This is a genomic window from Streptomyces flavochromogenes, from assembly GCF_000717595.1.
Taxonomy (GTDB): domain Bacteria; phylum Actinomycetota; class Actinomycetes; order Streptomycetales; family Streptomycetaceae; genus Streptomyces; species Streptomyces flavochromogenes.
The window spans coordinates 56,997-77,578 of the sequence record NZ_JNZO01000007.1 but is presented as its reverse complement, the minus strand read 5'-3'; the positions used below and the strand labels follow the sequence as shown (position 1 = coordinate 77,578).

Here is a 20,582-nt window from a genome sequence, read left to right as displayed (position 1 = left end):
GGACGGGCCGGGCGGTGTAGAAGGCCGCCCGGCCCCGTGCCACAGGCCCCGTCGCCAAGGTCCTCGCCGTGGCCCGGCGGGAGGCCGCGTACCCAGGTGCTGCGCGAGGAGCAGCGCCCGGTGCCGGTCCGGCAGGGGACCCCGTTCGAGCCCTGTTCAGCCGCCTTGCGACGGGACAGACCGGGTGATTCCATGAAATGTATCAGCCGGTCCTCTCCCAGCCCTCAACGGGCGGCCGGGCAGGTGCGGAATGCCGCTCACCGAACCCCAATGGGACATCGTCACCGAATGGGTGGGGTCGTATCTCCTCGACAACATCGACCCACACGCTGCCCTCCGAACCATCGGATTTGATGAAGCATTCATCAAATCCGTCTCGCTCACAGGAAGATCGGGCGAGAACGCCATCGGGGTCGTCACAGCGATCACCCGCAGGAAACCGAAGGTCCGTCATCAGTTCCGGCTGGTCGACGGCCTGATCCGCCAGACCGAGGTAGGCGTGCTGGCTGACACCGCGGCCCTGGCCATCGAGTTCCGGGACGTCCTGCAGAAGGACCTGGAGCACGACAGCTCCGAGGACGGCCACTACCGCAGCACCGTCCTCGAAGGAGGCGCCGAGGTCTTCATCGACCGCGCGGAACTCCGCCAGAGCGCGCGGAGGCTCGTCGACGATCCGAGAAGAATGGTGCTGCTGGTCGACGGCACACCCAACAGCGGACGCTCATACACTTTTTCCTATATCCGGCACCTCTCGCACCACTGCGCGTTCACCCCGGTGCGGGTGGTGCTCTCACGTACGTCTACGGCCGCCGAGGTGCTCCAGCAGCTCGCCACCTGGGTCGCCCCGGACACGAGCGACCACGGCACCGGGCTCGCGAGGTTGAACGCAACACAGTTGAACGATCCACAGGCCAGGCTCGAGAGCGACGCGAACAGCGTGGTGCGCTGGGCGACCGCGTCGGAAGAGCGGTTCTGGCTGGTCTTCGACGAATGCGACCAGCTGGACGTGAACTCCGACGTCTGGGACTGCATCGGAAAGATCGCGCGTGCCATCTACGGAAACGCCCGCCCGGAGTCCGCGCCCCGTCTGGTGCTGCTCGGCCATTCCCCGTCGATGCCCCACCTCCCGCACGAGATGCGCAACTACCAGTGCTGGGACACCGCGCGGGTGCTGGAGGAGAAGGATCTGCGGGGGTTCTTCAACGAGTTGTTCACCGGCTCCCCGGAGCCGCCCGGACCGTCCCCGGACTTCGAGGGTGTGGCCGCGCTCGTGGACGCGGTCGTGTCCGAGGTCCTGCGGGCCGCCAGGGGCCCAGGGGAGGACAGCTACATGCGGCGGATCTGCACGGCGGCGGAGGCGGCCGTACGTGTCCATGGATCTCTGGACTCCGTCGAGGAGTTCATCCCCCGGCTACGCGCGGAACTGCAGGCCGAACAAGCTCAACAGGACCCGCCTGTATCGGAGTTGCGGCAGGCGTACCGCGAGGCGGCCTGTCTGCTGACTCACTTCGACCCCGGGCGGCTGCTGCTGCCGGGCGAGACCACACCCAGCGGGAACGCCGCGCTGGAACTGGTCGACGACTGCCTGAGGGTCGGCACGGCCGAGCATCCCCTCCTGGTACTCAAGCCCGAGGTGCGCGAGGCAACGCTGCGCGGGCTCTCAGGCCCCGAGGCCGCTATCCGTGCACTGGTCGCGAACCTCTCCCCCGACACCGTAGAGGCTCTCCTCCTGGGCACGACCGAAAGTGAACTCCCGCTACGCCGGGGCTACTTCAGTCCGCCGTCGGCCGAGCCGGCTGCCCGGCCGGGCAGCCGTGACACGGAGGCCCTGTCCCTCGCCTACCTCGCGGGCAGCCCGCCGCCCCTGGAGGACCGGAACACCGCCGAGCTCACCGACACCCTGCAGGCCGTCCTGTGGCTCTCGCAGGTGCCCGGCACGACCGGCCTCCCCGATCCCGATGACGTGCAGCAGCTGATGGAGCGGGCCCGGCTGCTCCAGCCCCTGGAACAGCTTCTCCGCGACCCCGTCCACGGGCGGACCGCGGAACTGAACGAGCTGCGCGCCTACGTCGGACTGCCCGTCGAGGAACCGCACCGCGGGCCGGTGGAACCGGACGGGCCGGTGGCGGGCGAGAGGCCGCCGGCGAGGCCGAAAAGGCCCACCGCACCGCGGGACTTCGTCCCCGCACGCGCCCTGGCCCAAGAGCCCCCGCTGCTGGTCCACGGCCTCGCCGGCATCGGCAAGAGCACCCTGCTCGCGAAGTTCCTGCTGGACAGCCTGCGCGACCACGGGCCCGGTTTCCCTTTCGCGTACGTCGACTTCAACCGCCCCACCATCTCCATCAACGAGCCGGCCACCCTGATCGCTGAGATCGCCCGGCAGTTCGGCATCCAGTTCCCGCACCACCGGGACGCCTTCGACGCCCTCGCCCGGGAGTGCGAGGAGACGGTCGGTGCCCTGCGCGAAGAGGAGGAGGAGATGCAGGAGCTGTACGGGCTGTCCGCCACCCGCTCGACCCTCGGACGGTCCTCGTCCGCCGAGTTCCACGCGCAGTCGAGTGCCCGGGAGACGGAACTCGTACGGCGGGTCGCCGCCCTGGTCGCCGAGGCGGTGGCCGTCCCCGCGGGCGAACCCGACCCTCCCCTGGTGATCTCGGTGGACTCCTTCGAGGAGGCCCAGTACCGCGGTTCCCCGATGGTCGGCCGTATGTGGGCCGTCTGGGCCGCGCTGCAGGAGGTGTACCCGCGACTGCGGTTCATCGTCTCCGGGAACGCACCGATCCCCCACCCGGGCCGCCTGGCCGAGCTGAGGACCATCGAGCTGCGCGAGCTGGAGCCGGAGGCCGCCGTGGAGGTCCTCGTCTTCAACGGGGTCGAGGACGAGACCGTGGCCCGGGCCCTCGTGGAGCGGGTGGGCGGCCATCCGCTCACCCTGAGGCTGGCCGCGCGGGCCGCCGTCCTCACGGGCGACGACGCCGGGGCGATGGCCGGGCTGATCGAGGACCTCCCCGACCGGCGCCGCGGCCTCCACCACGCAGTCGACCAGATGCTGGTCCAGGGAATCCTGTACGACCGCATCCTGCGTCACATCGTCGACGACGAGGAGCGCCGCCTGGCCGAGGCGGCGCTGGCCCTGCGGACCATCACCCCGGAGCTGATCCAGGACGTGCTCGCCGAGGCCTGCGGGATCGAGGTGGCGGGCCCGGAGCACGCTCGCCGGCTGTTCCGCCTGCTGTCCCGGCTCGACCTCGTGGAGCCGGCCGGGCCGGGGGCCGTCCGCCACCGTGCGGACCTGCGCGCCATCATGCTGCGCCTCGCCGACCGGAACGAGATCCAGCTGCTGAAGGCGGTCGACCGGCGTGCGGTGACGTACTACCGGCAGCTCGTGGGACTGGAGGCCCGCGCCGAGGAGATCTACCACCGGCTGCGGCGCGACGAGAACCCGCGGGCGGTCGAGCGGCGCTGGCTGCCCGGAGTCGAACGGTTCCTGATCGGGGCGGGCAAGGACATGGCGCCCCGGGCGGCCGCCTTCCTCGCCGCGCGCACGGGCGGGCACGTCCCGGAGACCGATCTGGCCGAGGCCGACCAGGAGGACTGGGAGAAGCTCGCGGCCCGTGAGGTCGAGGACCTGCTGGCCCAGGGCTTCGTCGACGCGGCCGCGGTCCGGCTGTCCGAGCGCCGCCCGTGGACGCCGGGCAGCCGGCTGCACCCGCTGCTGGTCGAGACCCTGGCCCGGCAGGGGCGCCGAAAGGAGGCCCGCGCCGAGGCGGAGAGCGCCGTGGACCGGGCGGAGGAGGGGAGCCAGTCCGAGCTGCAGTTGGAGCTGCTGCCGCTGGCCGCACGTCTGGCCGAGGAGGAGGGCGACATCCACGAGGCCGAGCTCGCCCTCGAGGAGGCCGAACACGTGGCCACCCGGATCGGCCGCGTTTTCGAGGCGATGGGCGCGCTGCTCGCCCGTGCCAGGCTCACCGCCGCATCGCCTGGGGAGAACACGGAGGCCGGCGCGAAGCTGGCCCGGCAGCTGCGTTCCATGCCCGCCGAACAGCTGAACCGGAACTCCGCGCTCGTTCGCCTGGCCGCCGCCCAGGTGTCCGAGCAGGACCCGAAGGCACTGGAGCACACCCTGCAGGTGGTGGGTCTGCCCGCGTCCGAGGACGCCGTACCTGACACCCTCGCCGAGGCCATCCGGCGAGCGGCCGCCGACCAGCCGCAGCTGCACCGGCCCTTGCGGACCATCCTGGAGAGCGCGGCCGGTCCGCCGGAGCCCGGGGAGGCGGATGCGCCGCCCACCGGGACGGGCGGAATCCTGCGCAAGGCCCAGCGGCACGGCACCCTCGACGGGCTGGCCCGGCGGCTGCTGCAGGTCAAGGACCAGAGCGGGCAGCTCCTCTCCGGGGTGGCCGCCGCGATGGGCGCGAGTACGCCCGTGCCCGGACCGGCAGAGAGCCGCCCCGTCCGGCCCGTAACCCCGGGCGGTGGCGCCGGACCGGACACCGGGCCGACGTCCCCTCCGCCTCTCGAAGGGAACGGCCCGCGAGCGGCCTGATCATCCATGAGCACGACACCCTATCTGCCGGCCGAACAGATCTATGAGATCGCGGACGCCGCCATGGAGGCCGATCTGGCCGACCAGCGGCGGCTGCTCTTCATCGGCATCACGCCGCAGTACAGGAACTTTCTGCCCAGTGCCTCCGGCCCCTACCAGCAGATGCTCTCCGACCTGAGCGCGATGAACCAGGTGGAACGGCTGATAGACACCAGCGTCCCCCTGCAGCAGTGGCTGGAGAACGCCCGCAGGCTGACCCAAGCGGCGACCGCGATCGCCGTCTTCGACCACGCCCTGGACATGGTGATCCGAAAGGCGACGGGTGAGCCGGATGTCGCCCCCGTGGTCTTCACGGGAGAGACCAAAGAGGAGATCATCTTCCGGGACGACACGGTTCCGTTCCTCTTCATGCGGGGCGGCGACAGGGCCGGCCGCGCCGTGGCCCGGATCAAGGTCCCCCCGTACCAGGGAGGCACCCCGCAGCCCCAGGCCTATCCACACGCGGGCACCGGCTGGCTGATCGCCCCGAGACTGCTCGTCACCAACCACCACGTGGTGACCGCCCGGTCCGGGACCGGCGCGGAGCGGATGGCGGTGGACCCCGCCGACCTGCAGCTGCAGGCACAGAACTCCACGTGCCGCTTCGACTACCTGGACGACGAATCCGGGACCGAGGAGGTGTCCGGCGGCGCCCTGCTCGCCTCGGACGAGGAGCTCGACTACGCAGTCCTGCGGCTGGCGGACGGCCGGGCCTCTCCCGAGACCGTCCTGCGGGTGGCCACCGAACCGCTGAAGGTGGCCAAGGACCAGCCGGTGGCGGTCAACGTCATCCAGCACCCGGGCGGCGCGCCCAAACGGATCGCCCTGCGCAACAACCTCGTCTACGAAGCGGACGACCGGGACCTGCGCTACTTCACCGACACCCGCGCCGGTTCCTCGGGCTCGCCCGTCCTCACCGACGACTGGACCGTGGTCGCGCTGCACCGCGGCGCCCGCCGGGTCGAGGACGTCAGATTCCAGGGCAAGAACACGGCGTTCGTGAACGTCGGCACCCAGGTGAGCAGCGTCCTGCGCCATCTGCAGCAGAACAGCCCCGTGGTGCACGCGGAGATCACGGCGGCACAGGCGGCGCTCGCCGCACAGGGATGACCGGCCCGTCACCCGTGGCGAACGGCCCGGCGCGGGTCTTCGACGACCCGGCGGCCGTGGCCGCACGCATCCGCGTCCCTGTGCGCCCACCACGCTGTCCCGCCGGGGCTTGCGGTCGGGGCCGCACACGCTTCGCCGTCAGAGGGCGCCGATCATGCCTCGCCCGTCACGGTCCGCGCGTCACACCTCCCCGTACGCCTCGCCGCCCGGTTCGAAGGTGGCCGTGCCCGCCGTGGCGTCCGCGAGCCAGGCGCGGAAGGCGGGGACGTCCGCGTCCGGGAGGCCGATCTCGATCGTGACGGCGTCGGTGTAGCGCACGTCACGGACGGCGCGCCCGGTCGCCCTCAGGTCGTTCTCCAGTTTGCCCGCGCGCTGGTGGTCGACGGTGACGGTGGCGAGCCGGAAGCGCTGCCGGGTCACCGTGCCGAGCGCGTCGAGGGCCTCGCCGACCACCCCGCCGTACGCGCGGATGAGGCCGCCCGCGCCGAGCTTCACGCCGCCGTAGTAGCGGGTGACGACGGCGACGACGTACCGCATCTCGCGGCGCAGGAGCATCTGCAGCATCGGGACACCGGCCGTGCCGCCCGGCTCGCCGTCGTCGCTCGCCTTCTGGACGGAGGCGTCGGCACCGAGGACGTACGCGAAGCAGTTGTGGCTGGCGGTCGGGTGCTCCCTGCGGATGCGCGCGACGAACTCCTGCGCCTCCCGCTCGTCGGCGACGGGCGCGAGCGCGCAGAGGAAGCGCGAACGGTTGATCTCGGACTCGTGCACACCCTCGCGGGCCAGCGTGACGTACTGCTCCTGCATCCGGCCAGCCTACGTTCCGTGGCCGCCGCCCACTCCGGCGGTCGCGCCGGCCTCGCTACACGGCCTCCGGCTCGCGCTCCCCGGCGGCCGGTTCGGGCGGGGTAGCCAGGCCGGCGTACGGCAGGGCGCGCAGGGCGAGCGCCCAGCCGAGCCGGGCCTCGCCCGACTCGCTGGAGCGGCCGGTGAGCTCGGAGATGCGGCCGATGCGGTTGAGGACGGTGTTGCGGTGACAGTAGAGCTGCTCGGCGGCCCGCGAGGCCGAGCAGCCGTGGTCGAGCCAGGCGCGCAGGGTGGTGAGGAGCGCGGCCCGCTCCCCGCCGGTGGCGAGCACCGGGCCGAGGTGGACGGTGACGATCCTCTCGGCGATGTCGGTGCGCCCGCTGAGCAGCACCTGGGCGAGCCGGTCGTCGAAGACGCCGACCTCGCCGCTGCCGGCGGGGAGGGTACGGAGGGTCTGCTCGGCGAGGCGCAGGGCCCGCCCCGCCTGGGAGAGACGGTCGAACTCCGGCGAGACCCCGGCGGTCGCCCCGGTCCGCTCGCGCAGGGCCGCGAGGAGCGCGCGCGTGGCAGGGTCGCTTCCGCCGAGCGGGGCGGCCGCCGCGGCCCGCCCGGCGGGCGCGTCGCGCCGGGGCAGCCGGACGATCCCGGCGTAGCGGCCGGAGCGGGGCCGCCAGTACGACCACATGCCCTGGGCCTCCAGGACCGGCGAGGGGTGCGGCGGGGCGGCCGGGTCCTGGGCGGCGACCACGACGACGTACCGGTCCACCGGGGGGACGCCCAGCGCGGCCGCGGCGGCGGAGGCGACGGCCGGGTCGTCGGCGCGCCCGTCGAGCAGCGCCTCGAAGAGGGCGACGCGCCGGGTGTCCTGGCGGCTCTGGAGTTCCAGCTGGGCGATCCGGTACGCGTCGGCCATCGCGACCGAGTAGCGGTCGATGGTCTCCCAGACACCGCTCGCCATGTCGAGCTCGACGTCCCGGCTGTCGGAATCCCGCCCGGCCCGGATCCGGAGGTACTCGGCCATGACCTGCCACAGGACCCGGCCGCCGCGCCGGTAGGCCTGGAGCACGGTGTCGAGCGGCACGCCCTGTTCGGCGCGGCGACGGCCGGTCTCGCGGGCCGCCCACTCGAAGTCGCCGCCGGTCGCGGCGAGCCCCCCGAAGTCCTCCAGGGCGCGCAGCAGGTTGTCGCGGCAGATCTCCCAGAGGTCCTCGCGGGTGACGGGCGCGCCGGATGCGTACGTGCCGGAGTGGGCGCGGATGTCGTCGACGGCGCGGTCGGTGAGCCGGTCGATGTCGGCGAGCATCGCCGTGGCGAGTGCGCGTCGCAGCGCGCCGGAGCCACCGGAGCCGCTCAGGGGCGTGTGGAATCCACCCGGGCGGCCGGAGCCCGTCGGGCCGGCGCGGGCTCCGCCGGAACCCGTCCGGGGCGCGCCGGGGCCGCCCGCGCGCGCCGGGGTGGTACGGCTTCCGCCGGGGCGCGACCCCGGGGGTTCTCCGGGTGCGGCCGAGCTGTGCGTCATGGCTCGCACCGTAGCGCCGGGATTTGGCGAATGCCACGGGTCGGGCGGCACGGCGGGGCCGCTGCCCAGCTCGGCGGGCCGCATGGTGGGCACCTGCACATGGCGTCCGGACGGGGTCGCGGCGGATTCTGTGCCGTGTCACCGATCGTCAACAGAGCTGTTGACTCCGCGTACCTGGAGCGTGCCATGTCACTGAGCGTCGCCGGCGTCCTCGGCGAGTCCGCCCGCCACTTCCCCGACCGGATCGCGGTCGTGGAGGGAGCGACCCGGCTCACCTACGGCGAGCTGTGGACGGAGGCGCTGCGCTGTGCCGCCGGGCTGCGCGAGGCCGGGGTGAAGCCGGGCGACCGGCTGGCCGTACTGCTGCCGAACACGATCGAGTTCCTGCGGGTGTACTACGGTGCGCTCGCCGCCGGCGCGACGGTCGTACCCGTGCACGCGCTGCTCGTCGCCGACGAGGTGCGCTACGTCCTGGAGCACAGCGGCGCGGTGGGCATCGTCAGCGGCGGGCCGCTCTGGGCGGTCGCCGACGAGGCGGCGCGCGCGGCCGGCGTACGCGCCTTCCAGGGGGCGCCCTCGACGGCCCGGCCGCCGGCCGCCGCCGAACAGGCGGATCCCTCGGACACGGCGGTGATCCTCTACACGAGCGGCACGACGGGCCGCCCGAAGGGGGCCCTGCTCACCCATCTCAACATCGTCATGAACGCCTCGGTGACCTCGCAGGACCTGCTCGGGCTCGGCGCGGGCGACGTGGTCCTCGGCTGTCTGCCCCTCTTCCACAGCTACGGCCAGACCTGCGCGATGAACGGGACGCTCCGGCAGGGCGCGACGCTCGTGCTGATGCCCCGGTTCAGCGGACCGGCCGCCCTGCGGGTGCTGGCCGACGAGGGCGTGACGGTGTTCATGGGCGTACCGACGATGTACCACGCCCTGGTGGAGGCGGCGGCCGGTTCCGACGTACGGCCGGAGGCCCTGCGCGCCGCCGTGTCGGGCGGGGCCGCGCTGCCGGTCGCCGTCCTTGAGCGCTTCGAGGAGACCTTCCGTACACAGGTCCTGGAGGGGTACGGCCTGACGGAGACCTCGCCGGTCGCGACCTTCAACCAGCCGCACGTCGGCCGCCGTCCCGGCACGGTCGGGCACCCGGTGTGGGGGGTCGAGGTGGGCATCGCGGACGCGGCCGTGGACGGCGAGATCCTGCTGCTCGCGGACGGCGGGATCGGGGAGGTCGTGGTGCGCGGGCACAACGTCTTCGCCGGCTACCTCGACGACCCGGAGGCGACCGCGGCGGCCGTCGTGGACGGCTGGTTCCGCACGGGCGACCTGGGCGTGCGCGACGAGGACGGGTTCCTGCGGATCGTGGACCGGAAGAAGGACCTGGTCATCCGCGGCGGCTTCAACATCTACCCGCGCGAGGTCGAGGAGGTGCTGGTGCGCCACCCCGCGGTCTCTGAGGTCGCGGTGATCGGTGTCCCCGACGACGCGAGGGGCGAGGAGGTCTGCGCGGTGGTGGTGCGACGCGAGGGCGCCGCCGCGCTCTCCGAGGACGAGCTGGTCGACTGGTCGCGGGAGCGGCTCGGCCGCCACAAGTACCCCCGGATCGTGCGTTTCGTCGAGGAGCTGCCACTCGGTCCGACCGGCAAGGTCCTCAAGAGGGCTCTGGTGTCGGGGGGTTGACCGCGGGCCCTGCCCTGCCCGCATGATCGGGACGGTGCGTCACCGTCGACGGAGGAAAGGTGAATCGATGTCGGAGTACATCGCGGAACACGTCCCGGACGGCCCCCGGGCCCGCACGAGGAACGGCGTTCTGCGCGGCGCTCTGAAGGACGGCGTGGCGTCCTTCCTCGGAGTCCCCTACGCGCAGGCCCCCGTCGGGGCGCTGCGGTTCCGCGCACCGGAGCCGGCGGAGGCCTGGGACGGGGTACGGGAGGCCACCGACTTCGGGCCGACGGCACCCAAGCGCCCGTACGCCCCGCCGCTCGACGCCCTGCTCCCCGACCCCGAGGTGGCGGGCGACGACTGCCTCAACCTCAACGTCTGGGCGCCGTGGCCGGCTTCCCAGGAGGGCCCCGACGAGGGCGGGCGCCCCGTCATGGTCTGGATCCACGGCGGGTCGCTGAAACACGGCTCCTCGGCGGTCCCCGTCTACGACGGCACCGCGTTCGCCCGGGACGGCGTGGTCCTCGTCTCCCTCAACTACCGGCTCGGCATCGAGGGTTTCGGGGTCTTCCCCGACGCGCCGACCAACCTCGGCCTGCGTGACCAGATCGCCGCACTGACCTGGGTACGGGAGAACATCGCGGCCTTCGGCGGAGACCCCGACCGGGTCACCGTCTTCGGCGAGTCCGCGGGGGCGATCTCGATCGCCGCCCTGATGGCCTCCCCTCTCGCGAAGGGCCTGTTCCGGCGGGCCGTGATGCAGAGCGGGGTGCCGAGCGCCCGGTCGCTCGACGCCGCGCGGAGGACCACGGAGGCGATGGCCGCACGGCTCAAGGTGCCGGCGACGGCGGAGGCGTTCGCCCGGGTGGACCCGGAGCGGCTGCTCGCGGCGCAGACCGCGGTGACGGGCAAGGGCAATCCGGTGCTCAGCGGCCACGCCTTCCACATCGCCGTGGACGGCGATATCCTGCCGGACCACCCGGGAGACCTGCTCGTCGACGGCGCCTCGGCGGACGTGGAGCTGCTGATGGGCACGAACACGGACGAGTACCGGCTGTGGTTCGTGCCCGGCGGACACACCGAGAAGGTGGGGTCCGTGGGGCAGCGGCTCCTGCTCCGGAAGGGGCGTATACCGCCGGACGTGGCGAAGGTGTACCGCGCGGGCCGGCCGCAGGAGAAGCCGGGCGAGATCCTGGGCGCGCTCGCGGCGGACAAGCTGCTGTGGATGCCGCTGAACATGTTCGCGGACGCCCGGGTGAACACTCGCGGGGCCGCCGCGACGTACATGTACGAGTTCGGCTGGCCCTCCCCCGTCCTCGACCTCCGCGCCTGTCACGCGCTGGAACTCGGCTTCGTCTTCGACACGCTCGACCGGCCGGAGACCCGCGCCCTGACGGGCCCGGACGCGCCCCGCGACCTGGCGGCGGCGATGCACGCTGCCTGGGTGTCCTTCGCGGCGACGGGCGACCCGGGCTGGCGCCGGTGGGATCAGGCCCGCCCGGTGATGACCTTCGGTCCGGGCCTCCCGTCCCTGGTCGAGGCCCCGCGTGAGGCCGAACGGCGTGCCTGGGACGTCTGAGGCCGATGGCGGGAATCAGGGCAGGTGGTGGCCGGTTGACGAGGCTGACGGGCCACACCGAAGAGAGGCAGCGAGCACGATGAGCGTCGAGCACACGACCGCCGAACCGACCGGCTACTCCGCGGAGGAGACCGTACGGCGGATCCTCACGTCCACCGGCGACACCTGGGCGGTGGTCGGCCTCTCCACGAACACGCGGCGGGCCGCGTACGGCGTGGCGGCGGTCCTCCAGCGCTTCGGGAAGCGGATCGTACCGGTCCACCCGAAGGCGGAGACGGTCCACGGCGAGCAGGGGTACGCGACCCTCGCCGACATCCCGTTCCCGGTCGATGTCGTCGATGTCTTCGTCAACAGCGAGCAGGCGGGCGGGATCGCCGACGAGGCCGTCGCGATCGGTGCGAAGGCGGTCTGGTTCCAGCTGGACGTGATCGACGCGTCCGCCTTCGCCCGCACGCGCGAGGCGGGCCTGGACATGGTCATGGACCGCTGCCCCGCGATCGAGATCCCGCGCCTGGGCTGAGCCCCGGGAGACCTTCGGGCGCCTTCGAGGGATCCTTCCGGACCCTTCGAGGGCGCTCAGGCGACGGGGACGCCGAGCCCGTCGAGGACGACGGCGCCCGGGAGTTGGGCGAAGGCCTTCCCGGGCAGGATCAGCTTGCCGCGCCTGCGGCCGCTGCCGACCAGGACCCATTCGGTGTCCACCACGGCCGCGTCCACGAGGAGGGGCCAGTCGGCCGGGAGGCCGATGGGGGTGATGCCGCCGTATTCCATGCCGGTCTCGCCGGTCGCGGTGTCCATCGGAGCGAACGAGGCCTTGCGGGCGCCGAGATGCTTGCGGACGACCCCGTTGACGTCGACCCGCGTCGCCGACTTCACGACGCACGCGGCCAGGGTCGCCGCCCCGCCGCGCTTGCCGGCGACGACGACGCAGTTCGCGGACGCGTCGAGCAGCGCGGGCCCGTAGTGCTCGACGAAGACCGCGGTGTCGGCGATGGCCGGGTCGGTGTCCACGTACAGCAGCTGGTCGGCCGGGACGGGCCCGGTCCAGGCCCGGACGGCGGCGGCTACGGGGCCGGTCAGGAGATCCAGGCAGTCGGGGGCGGGCCGGGCGTCGTCGAAGGTTCCGATGGGTGCGCGCATACGCCTCACGCTAACAACGACGGCCCGGGGCGCGGCCGCGCGTCTCGACGTACGAGCCGGTCGGTACGGGCGTGCGGCCTCCGGCCCGCTCAGCGCACGGGCGGGATGGAGACGGCCATCGTCATCTCGGCCGGCTCGTCGCCGTCGTTGCGGTACTCGTGCCCGGTGTTGGCCTCGAAGACGGCGGAGGTGCCGGCCGGCAGGCGGTGTTCCTCTCCGTCGACGACCAGGGTGAGGACTCCCGCGGTGACGTTGAGGAGTTCGACCGTCCCCTCGGGGTGCGGGTCGGAGGCGCTGCCGTCACCCGGCATGAGGGTCCAGGACCACAGCTCCAGGGGGCCGCGGGCCTCCGTGCCGACGAGCAGGGTGGTGTGGCTGCCGGTGGAGGTGGACCACATGCGGACGGCCTGGTCCGGCGGGACGATCCGGACCTGGGGGCCCTGTTCGTAGTCGAGCAGTGTCGTGATGGAGACGCCGAGCGCGTCGGCGAGCTTCACGGTGGTGCCGACGCTGGGGTTCGTCCGGGCCTGCTCGATCTGGATGATCATGCCGCGGCTCACGCCCGCCCGTGCGGCGAGGGCGTCCAGGGTGAGTCCCCGCTCCTTGCGCCAGCGCTTCAGGTTCCGGGCGAGCGACTGCGTGAGCTGATCGAGGTCCGACACATTCCGTCCAATATTTTGGATGACAGAGTTCAATACACTGAACTACGGTGGGGTGCACCCGATTGTTCACTGCACTGTACTGCCGTCCGTGACTGCGAGGACTCATGACCGCCCTGTTCGCCCTGGCCACCAGCCTTCTGTGGGGCCTCGCCGACTTCGGCGGCGGGCTCCTGACACGCAGGATCCCCGCCCTCACGGTCGTCGTGGTCTCCCAGCTGCTCGCGGTCGTCGTCCTCGGCACCGTCGTCCTCGCGACCGGCGCGTGGACCGAGGCGGGACCGCAGCTCTGGTACGCGGTCGGGGCGGGCGTCGTCGGCCCGGCGGCCATGCTCGCCTTCTACAAGGCCCTCGCGCTCGGCCCGATGGGGGTGGTCTCGCCGCTCGGTTCGCTCGGTGTCGTCGTCCCCGTCTCGGTCGGCCTGCTCGTCGGCGACCGGCCGGGGCTCGTCCAGTTCGCCGGAATCGGGGTGGCGATCCTCGGCGTGGTCCTCGCCGGCGGGCCGGAGCTGCGCGGAGCGCCCGTCCAGCGCCAGGCGGTCCTGCTCACCCTGGTCGCGGCCTTCGGCTTCGGCTCGGTGATGGCGCTGATCGCCGAGGCCTCCACGACGGTCACCGGACTCTTCCTGGCCCTCTTCGTCCAGCGCGTCACCAACGTCCTGGTGGGCGGCGCAGCGCTCTACGCCTCGGTGAAGCGCGGCGGCAGGGCCCTGCCCGAGGGCGGCCCGCAGGTGATCCGCGCGGCCCTCCCGGCCCTCGCGTTCGTCGGTCTCGCCGACGTCGCCGCGAACGGCACGTACGCGATCGCGGCCCAGCAGGGCCCGGTCACGGTCGCCGCCGTCCTCGCCAGCCTCTACCCCGTGGTCACGGCCCTCGCGGCCTACGGCGTCCTGAAGGAACGCCTCCGCGCGATCCAGGCGGCGGGCGCGGGCCTCGCCCTGGTGGGTACGGTCCTGCTGGCGACGGGCTAGAAGCCGTACGTCCGGGACACGCCCCGGGAGCCTGTCTCGCGCCGGCCCGATCCGCCGGGCTCGCGGCATCTCCCTGATCCGGCCCGATCGACACGACACCCCTAGCGCGCCTGCTCGACCTCCCACGCCGCGAGCGCCGCGAGCTGTTCCGAGGTCACGTGGTCGGGGATCGGGACCGGGGCCGGGGTGCGCAGCGGGGGCTGCCAGCCCTTCTCCTCGTCCCAGCTGCGGACGACCTTGGCCGGGGCGCCCGCGACCACCGAGTGGTCGGGCACCTCACCGCGTACCACCGCGCCCGCGGCGACGACCACGTTCCGGCCGAGGCGGGCGCCGGGAAGGATCACGGACCCCGTGCCGAGCCAGCAGCCGGGGCCGATCGTGACGGGCTCCGAGCGGGGCCACTGACGGCCGACCGGCTCGTCCGGGTCGTCGTAACTGTGGTTGGTCGAGGTGATGTAGACGTACGGACCGCAGTACGTGTCCGAGCCGATCGTCACCTTCGCGTCGGCGATCACATGGCTGCCCCGGCCGAGGACGACACCGTCGCCGAGCGTCAGCACCGTGTCCGTGCCGAGGTCCAGGCCCGGCAGCATCCCCGCGGTCAGCGTGACCTGCTCGGCGACGATGCAGCACTCGCCGATCTCGATCCACCGCTCACCGAAGACCGTGCCCTGCGGGAACGCGAGCCGGGTGCCCGCGCCGAGCCGGCGGAAACGCAGCTTCCCGGGGTGCTCGGCCGTGACGGATCCGGTCTCCTGCACCCAGCGCCAGCCGCCCTGCACGGCACGGTTGAGCATCCGGCGCCGCCAGGCGGCAAGGGACGAGAACGTGTTTCTGTTCCTGGGCACCCGGACACCGTAGTCGGCACCGTCGTGCCTGATCACCGCAGTGCGCTGTGATGTCCGTCATGGGCACGGCATAGGCTGCCGCCGGGGGCACCCCCGGGCGTGACACGACGGCTGACGATCAGGAGCGAACCATGACAGAGGCGTTGATCAAGGGTGTGGGCGGCAAGGAGCCGCAGATCGACCCGACCGCCTTCACCGCCCCGACCTCCGTGGTGCTCGGCGAGGTGACGCTCGGCGCCCGCGCCAGCATCTGGTACCACGCGGTACTGCGCGCGGACTGCGGCCCCATCGCCATCGGCGAGGACTCCAACATCCAGGACAACTGCACGGTCCACGTCGACCCCGGCTTCCCGGTCTCGATCGGTGACCGCGTGACCGTCGGCCACAACGCGACCGTGCACGGCTGTGTCATCGAGGACGACGTGCTCGTCGGCATGGGCGCGACCGTCCTCAACGGTGCGCGGATCGGTGCCGGTTCGCTGATCGCCGCGCAGGCGCTCGTCCCGCAGGGGATGGAGATCCCGCCGGGATCGCTCGTGGCGGGCGTCCCCGCGAAGGTCCGCCGTCCGCTGACCGAGGAGGAGCAGGCGGGCATCCGGCTGAACGCCGAGATGTATCTGCACCTCGCCAAGGGCCACGCCGAGGCCTTCGGAGAGTGAGCCGTAAGGCGTCCGGTACGTGAGGGAGGGCGGCACCCGTCGACGGGTGCCGCCCTCCCTCACGTACGACCTGGTGCGTCCTGCCTCAGTCGGCGACCGCGACCGGCGCCGGCTCCGGGGCCTCGGCCTGCTCCGCCGCCGCCTTCTTGGCGCGGTTCTTGATGATCAGCATCGAGGCGACGCCGATCAGCACGGCGAGGACGAGCCCCAGCCACGAGAAGCGCTTGAGCCAGGCCTCCGCGACGATGCCGACCGAGTAGATGACGGCCGTGGTGCCGCCGGCCCACAGGATGCCGCCGAAGACGTTGGCGATGAGGAACTTCCAGTACGGCATGTGCAGGACGCCGGCGAGCGGCCCGGCGAAGATGCGGAGCAGCGCGATGAAGCGGCCGAAGAAGACCGCCCACATGCCCCACTTCTGGAAGGAGCGCTCGGCGAGCCCGATGTTGGCCTCGCTGAAGTGTTTGGGGAACTTCTTCCCCAGCCAGGCCAGCAGCGGCCGTCCGCCCCTGCGGCCGATCGCGTAGCCGATCGAGTCACCGATGATCGCGCCGGCGGTGGCGCAGGCGCCGAGGACGTACGGGTTGATGTCGCCGTGCTGCGAGGCGAGCAGCGCCGAACTCACGAGCACGATCTCGCCGGGAAGCGGGATGCCCAGGCTCTCCAGCCCGATCACCACGCCGACGAGGACGTAGACCGCGATCGCGGGGATCGTCTCCAGCCACTCCTGGACGTGCAACGCGGCTTCCTCCCGTTTCGACTGCCCTGCCGCGCCCGGCCCCTGGTCGGGGGTCCCTGGCGCCGGCGTGCACCGCGGCGGGCACGCCGGGGCAGCCTACCCGGTCGGGGTGGACGGACCGCGCCGTCGGCCGCCGGGAACGCGGCCGCCCCCGGACCCGGGCGGGGTACGGGGGCGGTCCACGGCGTCCCTGGTCAGGCGTTCGGGCGCAGGGTCCACACGACGGTCATCTCGCCGGTCACGGCGCCGTCCTCGCGGGTGATCTCGATCTTCACCGGGAACTCCGGCCGCTGCCCGGCGTCGAGCTCGCCGACGACCTCGGAGGCCGGGCGGCCCAGGGTGGCGGTGGCCGTGACGACGCCCATCGCGAGCTTCTTGTACCCGATCTCGGCCTTGACGGCGAGCGGTACGGCGCGGCTCAGCTGGTCGCCGAAGGCGGCGAGCACGATGGCGCCGCTGGCGGACTCGGCGAGCGTGAACATCGCTCCGGCGTGCGGGCCGCCGACGTGGTTGTGGTAGGCGGGCTGGTCCGGCAGGCGCACGACGGCGCGCTCGGCAGTGGTCTCCAGGAACTCCAGGTTCAGGGTTCCGGCCATGGGCACCGTGGCGGCGAGCATCTCGCCGACGGTCATCTGGTCTGCGCTCATGACCGTGATGTTACCCACCAGTAGCAGCCTTGGCCATCCCCCCGTGCACGCGCTGTGCGGGGGCGGGCGTGGTCGAGGCGGCCCCGCACCTCTATGGTTACTGGCCATGTGGCCAGGACAGCAGCCGCCCGGGGGCGAGCAGAACCCGCAGGACCAGAATCAGAACCCCTACCAGCAGTCGGGGTACCAGCAGCCGAACCCGTATCAGCAGCCGCCTGCCCAGCCCGGGTATCCGCAGCCGCCGACGCAGCCCGGCCATCCGCAGCAGCCGCCGACGCAGCCCGGCTACCCGCAGCAGCCGCCCGCGCCGCCCGGCTACCCGCAGCAGGGATACGGCCAGCAGCCGGGTTACGGCCAGCCGAACCCGTACCAGCAGCCGACCGTTCCGCAGCAGTACGCGGTGCCGGGACCGGTGCAGCCCGGCGGGCCCGACGGCGGGAAGAAGAAGACGACGCTCGTGGCGATCGTCGCCGCGACCGCCGTGGTCGTCGCCGCCGGTGTCACCGGCTTCCTCGTCCTCGGCGAGGACGACGACAAGAAGCCGCTCGCCGACGACAAGAAGCCGACCTCGACGGCCTCCGCGCCGGTGAACCCGTCCGCCGACCCGTCGACGATCCCTTCCACGGAACCGAGCGACACCCCGTCAGGGATCGCCAACCCGCGCGACGGCGCCGCCCAGCAGCCGACGATCCCCGGCTGGAAGGTCGTCTACAACCCGAAGTACGGCACGCTCTTCGACGTACCGCCGGAGTGGGAGGTGCTGAAGCCGGGCATGATCACCTTCTTCGAGGACGAGAAGAAGAACGACGGCAGCCCGCTCGTCACCATGTCGTCGCCGACGCGCCTCAAGAGCGAGTGGTGCACGTACGACACCGACAAGAACGGCAGCATGGAGACCTGGGGTCTGAGCACCGCCGGCACCAAGGGCGGCCAGGGCGCCAAGAACACCGCGGACGCCTCGCGCAGCGAAGCCGGCACATGGGTGTGGGGCGGCTACGCCCAGCACATGCCGCAGAGCACCATCAAGATCACCAAGCCGGTTCCGTACACGACGAAGTCGGGACTCACCGGCCACATGGCGACGGCGACGGCGCCCGGGGTCAAGAAGCGCAACAAGTGCGAGTCGGACGGCAAGTCCATCGCCTTCACCTTCAAGAACGCCAAGGGCGACTTCTCGACCTGGGTGCTCTACGGGGCCGACGGCGTCAAGGACGAGCTGCCGGACGCCACCATCAAGCAGATCCTGTCCACCGTCCGGCTCGCGCCGACGGAGTCCTGACCGGACCTGATGCGACGCATCGACCCCGGCACGTGGTCCGTCCACGTGCCGGGGTCGACCCGTCCGGACCGCTGTCAGGCTCCCCGGGCGCCCCGTCCGGATATCGGGTTGGCATACGGGCGGTCCGCCAGGGATAGTCCCGGGGTGAACAGTCCCGCCGCCGCCCCCCACCGCGCCCCCCTGGGCTCGCGCCGCCCCGAGTGGGCCGGGCGCAACTACGTCCTGCTGACCGCCGCCACCATCGTGACCAACCTCGGCACGCACGGCGCGCTGATCGCCACGACGTGGGCGGTGTTCGAGACCGGTGGCGACGCCGGCGACGTGGGACTCGTGGCGATGGCACGGTTCCTGCCGCTCGTCCTCTTCCTGCTGATCGGCGGCGCGGTCGCCGACCGGGTGCCCCGGCACCGGGTGATGGTCGCCGCCAACGTCCTCAACTGCGTCTCGCAGGCCGTCTTCGCCGCCCTCGTGCTCGCGGGTACGGCCCAGATCTGGCAGATGATGGTGCTCACCGCGCTCTGCGGCACCGGCCAGGCCTTCTTCAACCCGGCGGCCGAGGGCATGCTCATGTCCAGCGTCACCGGGGAACAGGCGAGCCGCGCCTTCGCCGTCTACCGGATGGCGATGCACGGCGCGTCCATCGGCGGCGCGGCCCTCGGCGGCGCGCTCGTCGCGTTCGTCGGACCCGGCTGGGTCCTCCTGATCGACGCCGTCGCCTTCGCGGTCGCGGGCGGGCTGCGCGCGTTCCTGGACGTGAGCGGGATCCCCGCGCGCGCTCCCGGCGGCGGTCTCTTCTCCGATCTGCGGGAGGGCTGGCACGAGTTCATCGGCCGGCCCTGGCTGTGGTCGATCGTCGCCCAGTTCTCCGTCGTGGTCGGGCTGATCGGGGCGGTCGAATCGGTGTACGGGCCGCTGGTGGCCAAGGCCGAACTGGGCGGCGCGCGCCCCTGGGGCATCGCGCTGGCCGCGTACGGCGTGGGAACGCTCGCCGGCGCCTTCCTGATGGCCCGCTGGAAACCGCGCCGGCTGCTGTTCGTCGGCACGCTCTGCGTCTTCCCGATCGCCCTGCCGTCGGCGGCGCTCGCCGTACCGCTCGACGCGGTGGGGCTCACGGCCGCGATGTTCGTCAGCGGTGTGGCCATCGAGGTCTTCGGCGTCTCGTGGATGACGACGATGCACCAGGAGATCCCGGAGGAGAAGCTGTCCCGGGTATCGGCCTACGACTGGTTCGGCTCGACGGCCCTGCTGCCGCTGACGACGGCGCTCGCCGGCCCGGCGGAGAGCTCGTTCGGCCGGAGCACGGCGCTGTGGGGCGCGGCGGGGCTGATGGTGCTGGTCACCGCCCTCGTCCTGCTGGTGCCGGACGTACGCAATCTGACCCGGCGTCCGCACACGAAGGAGGCCGTCGGGGCGACGCCGGCCGCCACCGCGGACTCCGTACCGGCCGCGACGGTGGCGCCTCTCGCCCCCGCTGCGGCTGCCGGCTCGGCCGGCGCCGCAGCCGCTGTCCCGGCCGGCGGCGCCTCAGCCGATACCGAAGGCACCCGCCGGCGGAACGGGTGACGGGACGGCCCCGGCGTCGAGGACCGGAGCCGCGGCGCCGGTGAACCGGTCGAGCGTGGCCCCGTGCTCCACGCGCGCGGGGAAGGCGTCCGCCGCGGCCCGGCGGGCGAGGTGGGCGGTGTCGATCTCACGCCCCGAGGCCACCAGGACCGCGTTCCCGAAGCGACGGCCGCGCAGCACGGCCGGCTCGGCGACCAGCGCGAGCTCGGGGAAGACGGCCGCGAACGTGGCGAGCTGGGAGCGGAGGAAGGCGAAGGGCGCGCCGTCGGCCAGATTGGCGGCGTAGACGCCGCCGGGGCGCAGGACGCGCCGGACCTCGCGCGCGTACTCCACGGACGTGAGGTGGGCGGGCACGCGCGAGCCTCCGAAGACGTCGCCGACGACGAGGTCGGCCGAGGCGGCGGGAGCCGCCTCGAGCCAGCGCCGGGCGTCCGCACCGTGCACGGTGATCCCGGCCCCCTCGGGCAGCGGCAGGTGTTCGGCGACGAGCGCGAGCAGCCCCCGGTCGGCCTCGACGACGTCCTGGCGCGAGCCGGGCCGGCTGACGGCCACGTAGCGCGGCAGGGAGAGCGCCCCGCCGCCGAGGTGCAGCACGTCCAGCGGTTCGCCCTCGTCGGCGGCGCCGTCGACGACATGGGCGAGCCGGCGCGCGTACTCGAACTCCAGGTACGCCGGGTCGTCGAGGTCCACGTACGACTGGGGCGCGCCGTCGACCGTGAGGAGCCAGGCCCGCTCCCGGTCCACATCGGGCATCAGGCGCGCGGTGCCCTGGTCGACCTCACGGATGACGGGAATCTGCTCGTTCACGCTCTCATTGTGCA

At 72.7% G+C, this 20,582-nt stretch carries 17 protein-coding genes; 9 read left to right on the top strand and 8 right to left on the bottom strand.

Features of this window, described 5'->3' with window-relative positions; genetic code table 11:
- Window positions 1-250: 250 nt before the first annotated feature.
- Together IF00_RS46820 and IF00_RS0110255 are read left to right on the top strand one after the other, a co-directional pair.
- A complete protein-coding gene (locus IF00_RS46820; protein WP_063740641.1) occupies window positions 251-4,546 on the top strand; it encodes an AAA family ATPase in 4,296 nt (1,431 codons plus the stop codon).
- Between the two features lie 6 nt (window positions 4,547-4,552).
- Entirely contained in the window at window positions 4,553-5,695 is a 1,143-nt protein-coding gene (locus IF00_RS0110255; protein WP_037637896.1) for a trypsin-like peptidase domain-containing protein, read from the top strand.
- Between the two features lie 180 nt (window positions 5,696-5,875).
- Here IF00_RS0110255 and IF00_RS0110250 read toward each other — a convergent pair whose 3' ends face one another.
- Both IF00_RS0110250 and IF00_RS0110245 read right to left on the bottom strand, forming a co-directional pair.
- On the bottom strand, window positions 5,876-6,502 hold the full coding sequence (locus IF00_RS0110250) for a YigZ family protein (protein WP_030316589.1): 627 nt from the start codon (window positions 6,500-6,502) through the stop codon (window positions 5,876-5,878).
- A 55-nt stretch (window positions 6,503-6,557) separates the two neighbouring features.
- The gene (locus IF00_RS0110245; protein ID WP_030316587.1) at window positions 6,558-8,021 is read right to left on the bottom strand and encodes a PucR family transcriptional regulator; all 1,464 of its coding nucleotides are present in this window, start codon (window positions 8,019-8,021) and stop codon (window positions 6,558-6,560) included.
- Window positions 8,022-8,207: 186 nt separating this feature from the next.
- Between IF00_RS0110245 and IF00_RS0110240 the strand changes: the two genes are divergently transcribed.
- The 3 genes from IF00_RS0110240 (at window position 8,208) to IF00_RS0110230 (ending at window position 11,776) form a co-directional block, all read left to right on the top strand.
- Window positions 8,208-9,695, top strand: a complete 1,488-nt coding sequence (locus IF00_RS0110240; RefSeq protein WP_030316585.1) for a long-chain-fatty-acid--CoA ligase — start codon at window positions 8,208-8,210, stop codon at window positions 9,693-9,695.
- A 67-nt stretch (window positions 9,696-9,762) separates the two neighbouring features.
- A complete protein-coding gene (locus tag IF00_RS0110235) occupies window positions 9,763-11,256 on the top strand; it encodes a carboxylesterase/lipase family protein (RefSeq protein ID WP_030316584.1) in 1,494 nt (497 codons plus the stop codon).
- Window positions 11,257-11,335: 79 nt separating this feature from the next.
- On the top strand, window positions 11,336-11,776 hold the full coding sequence (locus IF00_RS0110230) for a CoA-binding protein (protein ID WP_051820042.1): 441 nt from the start codon (window positions 11,336-11,338) through the stop codon (window positions 11,774-11,776).
- 56 nt (window positions 11,777-11,832) lie between these two features.
- Here IF00_RS0110230 and IF00_RS0110225 read toward each other — a convergent pair whose 3' ends face one another.
- On the bottom strand, window positions 11,833-12,396 hold the full coding sequence (locus tag IF00_RS0110225) for a YbaK/EbsC family protein (RefSeq protein ID WP_030316576.1): 564 nt from the start codon (window positions 12,394-12,396) through the stop codon (window positions 11,833-11,835).
- A gap of 89 nt (window positions 12,397-12,485) precedes the next feature.
- Window positions 12,486-13,058 carry a helix-turn-helix domain-containing protein gene (locus IF00_RS0110220; RefSeq protein ID WP_030316574.1) on the bottom strand — a complete coding sequence of 191 codons (573 nt, stop codon included), beginning with the start codon at window positions 13,056-13,058 and terminating at the stop codon, window positions 12,486-12,488.
- 104 nt (window positions 13,059-13,162) lie between these two features.
- On the opposite strand from IF00_RS0110220, the gene IF00_RS0110215 reads away from it, so the two are divergent.
- On the top strand, window positions 13,163-14,026 hold the full coding sequence (locus IF00_RS0110215) for a DMT family transporter (RefSeq protein ID WP_030316573.1): 864 nt from the start codon (window positions 13,163-13,165) through the stop codon (window positions 14,024-14,026).
- Between the two features lie 101 nt (window positions 14,027-14,127).
- On the opposite strand, the gene IF00_RS0110210 is transcribed toward IF00_RS0110215, so the two are convergent.
- Window positions 14,128-14,874, bottom strand: coding sequence for an acyltransferase (locus tag IF00_RS0110210; RefSeq protein ID WP_030316572.1), 747 nt, complete (start codon window positions 14,872-14,874; stop codon window positions 14,128-14,130).
- A gap of 131 nt (window positions 14,875-15,005) precedes the next feature.
- Here IF00_RS0110210 and IF00_RS0110205 point away from each other — a divergent pair, with 131 nt between their 5' ends.
- Entirely contained in the window at window positions 15,006-15,533 is a 528-nt protein-coding gene (locus tag IF00_RS0110205; protein ID WP_030316570.1) for a gamma carbonic anhydrase family protein, read from the top strand.
- An 85-nt stretch (window positions 15,534-15,618) separates the two neighbouring features.
- Here the strand turns inward: IF00_RS0110205 and IF00_RS0110200 are convergent, their stop codons facing one another.
- Together IF00_RS0110200 and IF00_RS0110195 are read right to left on the bottom strand one after the other, a co-directional pair.
- On the bottom strand, window positions 15,619-16,272 hold the full coding sequence (locus IF00_RS0110200) for a DedA family protein (protein ID WP_030316568.1): 654 nt from the start codon (window positions 16,270-16,272) through the stop codon (window positions 15,619-15,621).
- Window positions 16,273-16,466: 194 nt separating this feature from the next.
- The gene (locus IF00_RS0110195; protein WP_245234471.1) at window positions 16,467-16,919 is read right to left on the bottom strand and encodes a DUF4442 domain-containing protein; all 453 of its coding nucleotides are present in this window, start codon (window positions 16,917-16,919) and stop codon (window positions 16,467-16,469) included.
- A gap of 106 nt (window positions 16,920-17,025) precedes the next feature.
- Between IF00_RS0110195 and IF00_RS0110190 the strand changes: the two genes are divergently transcribed.
- Both IF00_RS0110190 and IF00_RS0110185 read left to right on the top strand, forming a co-directional pair.
- A complete protein-coding gene (locus tag IF00_RS0110190) occupies window positions 17,026-18,198 on the top strand; it encodes a DUF8017 domain-containing protein (protein ID WP_030316564.1) in 1,173 nt (390 codons plus the stop codon).
- A 144-nt stretch (window positions 18,199-18,342) separates the two neighbouring features.
- Window positions 18,343-19,761 (top strand): MFS transporter, encoded by a 1,419-nt coding sequence (locus IF00_RS0110185; protein WP_078944612.1) that lies wholly within the window; start codon window positions 18,343-18,345, stop codon window positions 19,759-19,761.
- Here the strand turns inward: IF00_RS0110185 and IF00_RS0110180 are convergent.
- Window positions 19,723-20,568 carry a spermidine synthase gene (locus IF00_RS0110180; protein ID WP_030316560.1) on the bottom strand — a complete coding sequence of 282 codons (846 nt, stop codon included), beginning with the start codon at window positions 20,566-20,568 and terminating at the stop codon, window positions 19,723-19,725. The genes IF00_RS0110185 and IF00_RS0110180 overlap by 39 nt on opposite strands.
- Window positions 20,569-20,582: the final 14 nt, after the last annotated feature.

Bases quoted from the DNA above. Each gene is read 5' to 3' on its own strand.
- IF00_RS0110235 (WP_030316584.1), top strand. From the start codon at position 9,763: ATGTCGGAGTACATCGCGGAACACGTCCCGGACGGCCCCCGGGCCCGC.
- IF00_RS0110225 (WP_030316576.1), bottom strand. From the start codon at position 12,396: ATGCGCGCACCCATCGGAACCTTCGACGACGCCCGGCCCGCCCCCGAC.
- IF00_RS46820 (WP_063740641.1), top strand. From the start codon at position 251: ATGCCGCTCACCGAACCCCAATGGGACATCGTCACCGAATGGGTGGGG.
- IF00_RS0110215 (WP_030316573.1), top strand. From the start codon at position 13,163: ATGACCGCCCTGTTCGCCCTGGCCACCAGCCTTCTGTGGGGCCTCGCC.
- IF00_RS0110250 (WP_030316589.1), bottom strand. From the start codon at position 6,502: ATGCAGGAGCAGTACGTCACGCTGGCCCGCGAGGGTGTGCACGAGTCC.
- IF00_RS0110205 (WP_030316570.1), top strand. From the start codon at position 15,006: ATGACAGAGGCGTTGATCAAGGGTGTGGGCGGCAAGGAGCCGCAGATC.
- IF00_RS0110230 (WP_051820042.1), top strand. From the start codon at position 11,336: ATGAGCGTCGAGCACACGACCGCCGAACCGACCGGCTACTCCGCGGAG.
- IF00_RS0110255 (WP_037637896.1), top strand. From the start codon at position 4,553: ATGAGCACGACACCCTATCTGCCGGCCGAACAGATCTATGAGATCGCG.
- IF00_RS0110190 (WP_030316564.1), top strand. From the start codon at position 17,026: ATGTGGCCAGGACAGCAGCCGCCCGGGGGCGAGCAGAACCCGCAGGAC.
- IF00_RS0110245 (WP_030316587.1), bottom strand. From the start codon at position 8,021: ATGACGCACAGCTCGGCCGCACCCGGAGAACCCCCGGGGTCGCGCCCC.
- IF00_RS0110240 (WP_030316585.1), top strand. From the start codon at position 8,208: ATGTCACTGAGCGTCGCCGGCGTCCTCGGCGAGTCCGCCCGCCACTTC.
- IF00_RS0110195 (WP_245234471.1), bottom strand. From the start codon at position 16,919: ATGAGCGCAGACCAGATGACCGTCGGCGAGATGCTCGCCGCCACGGTG.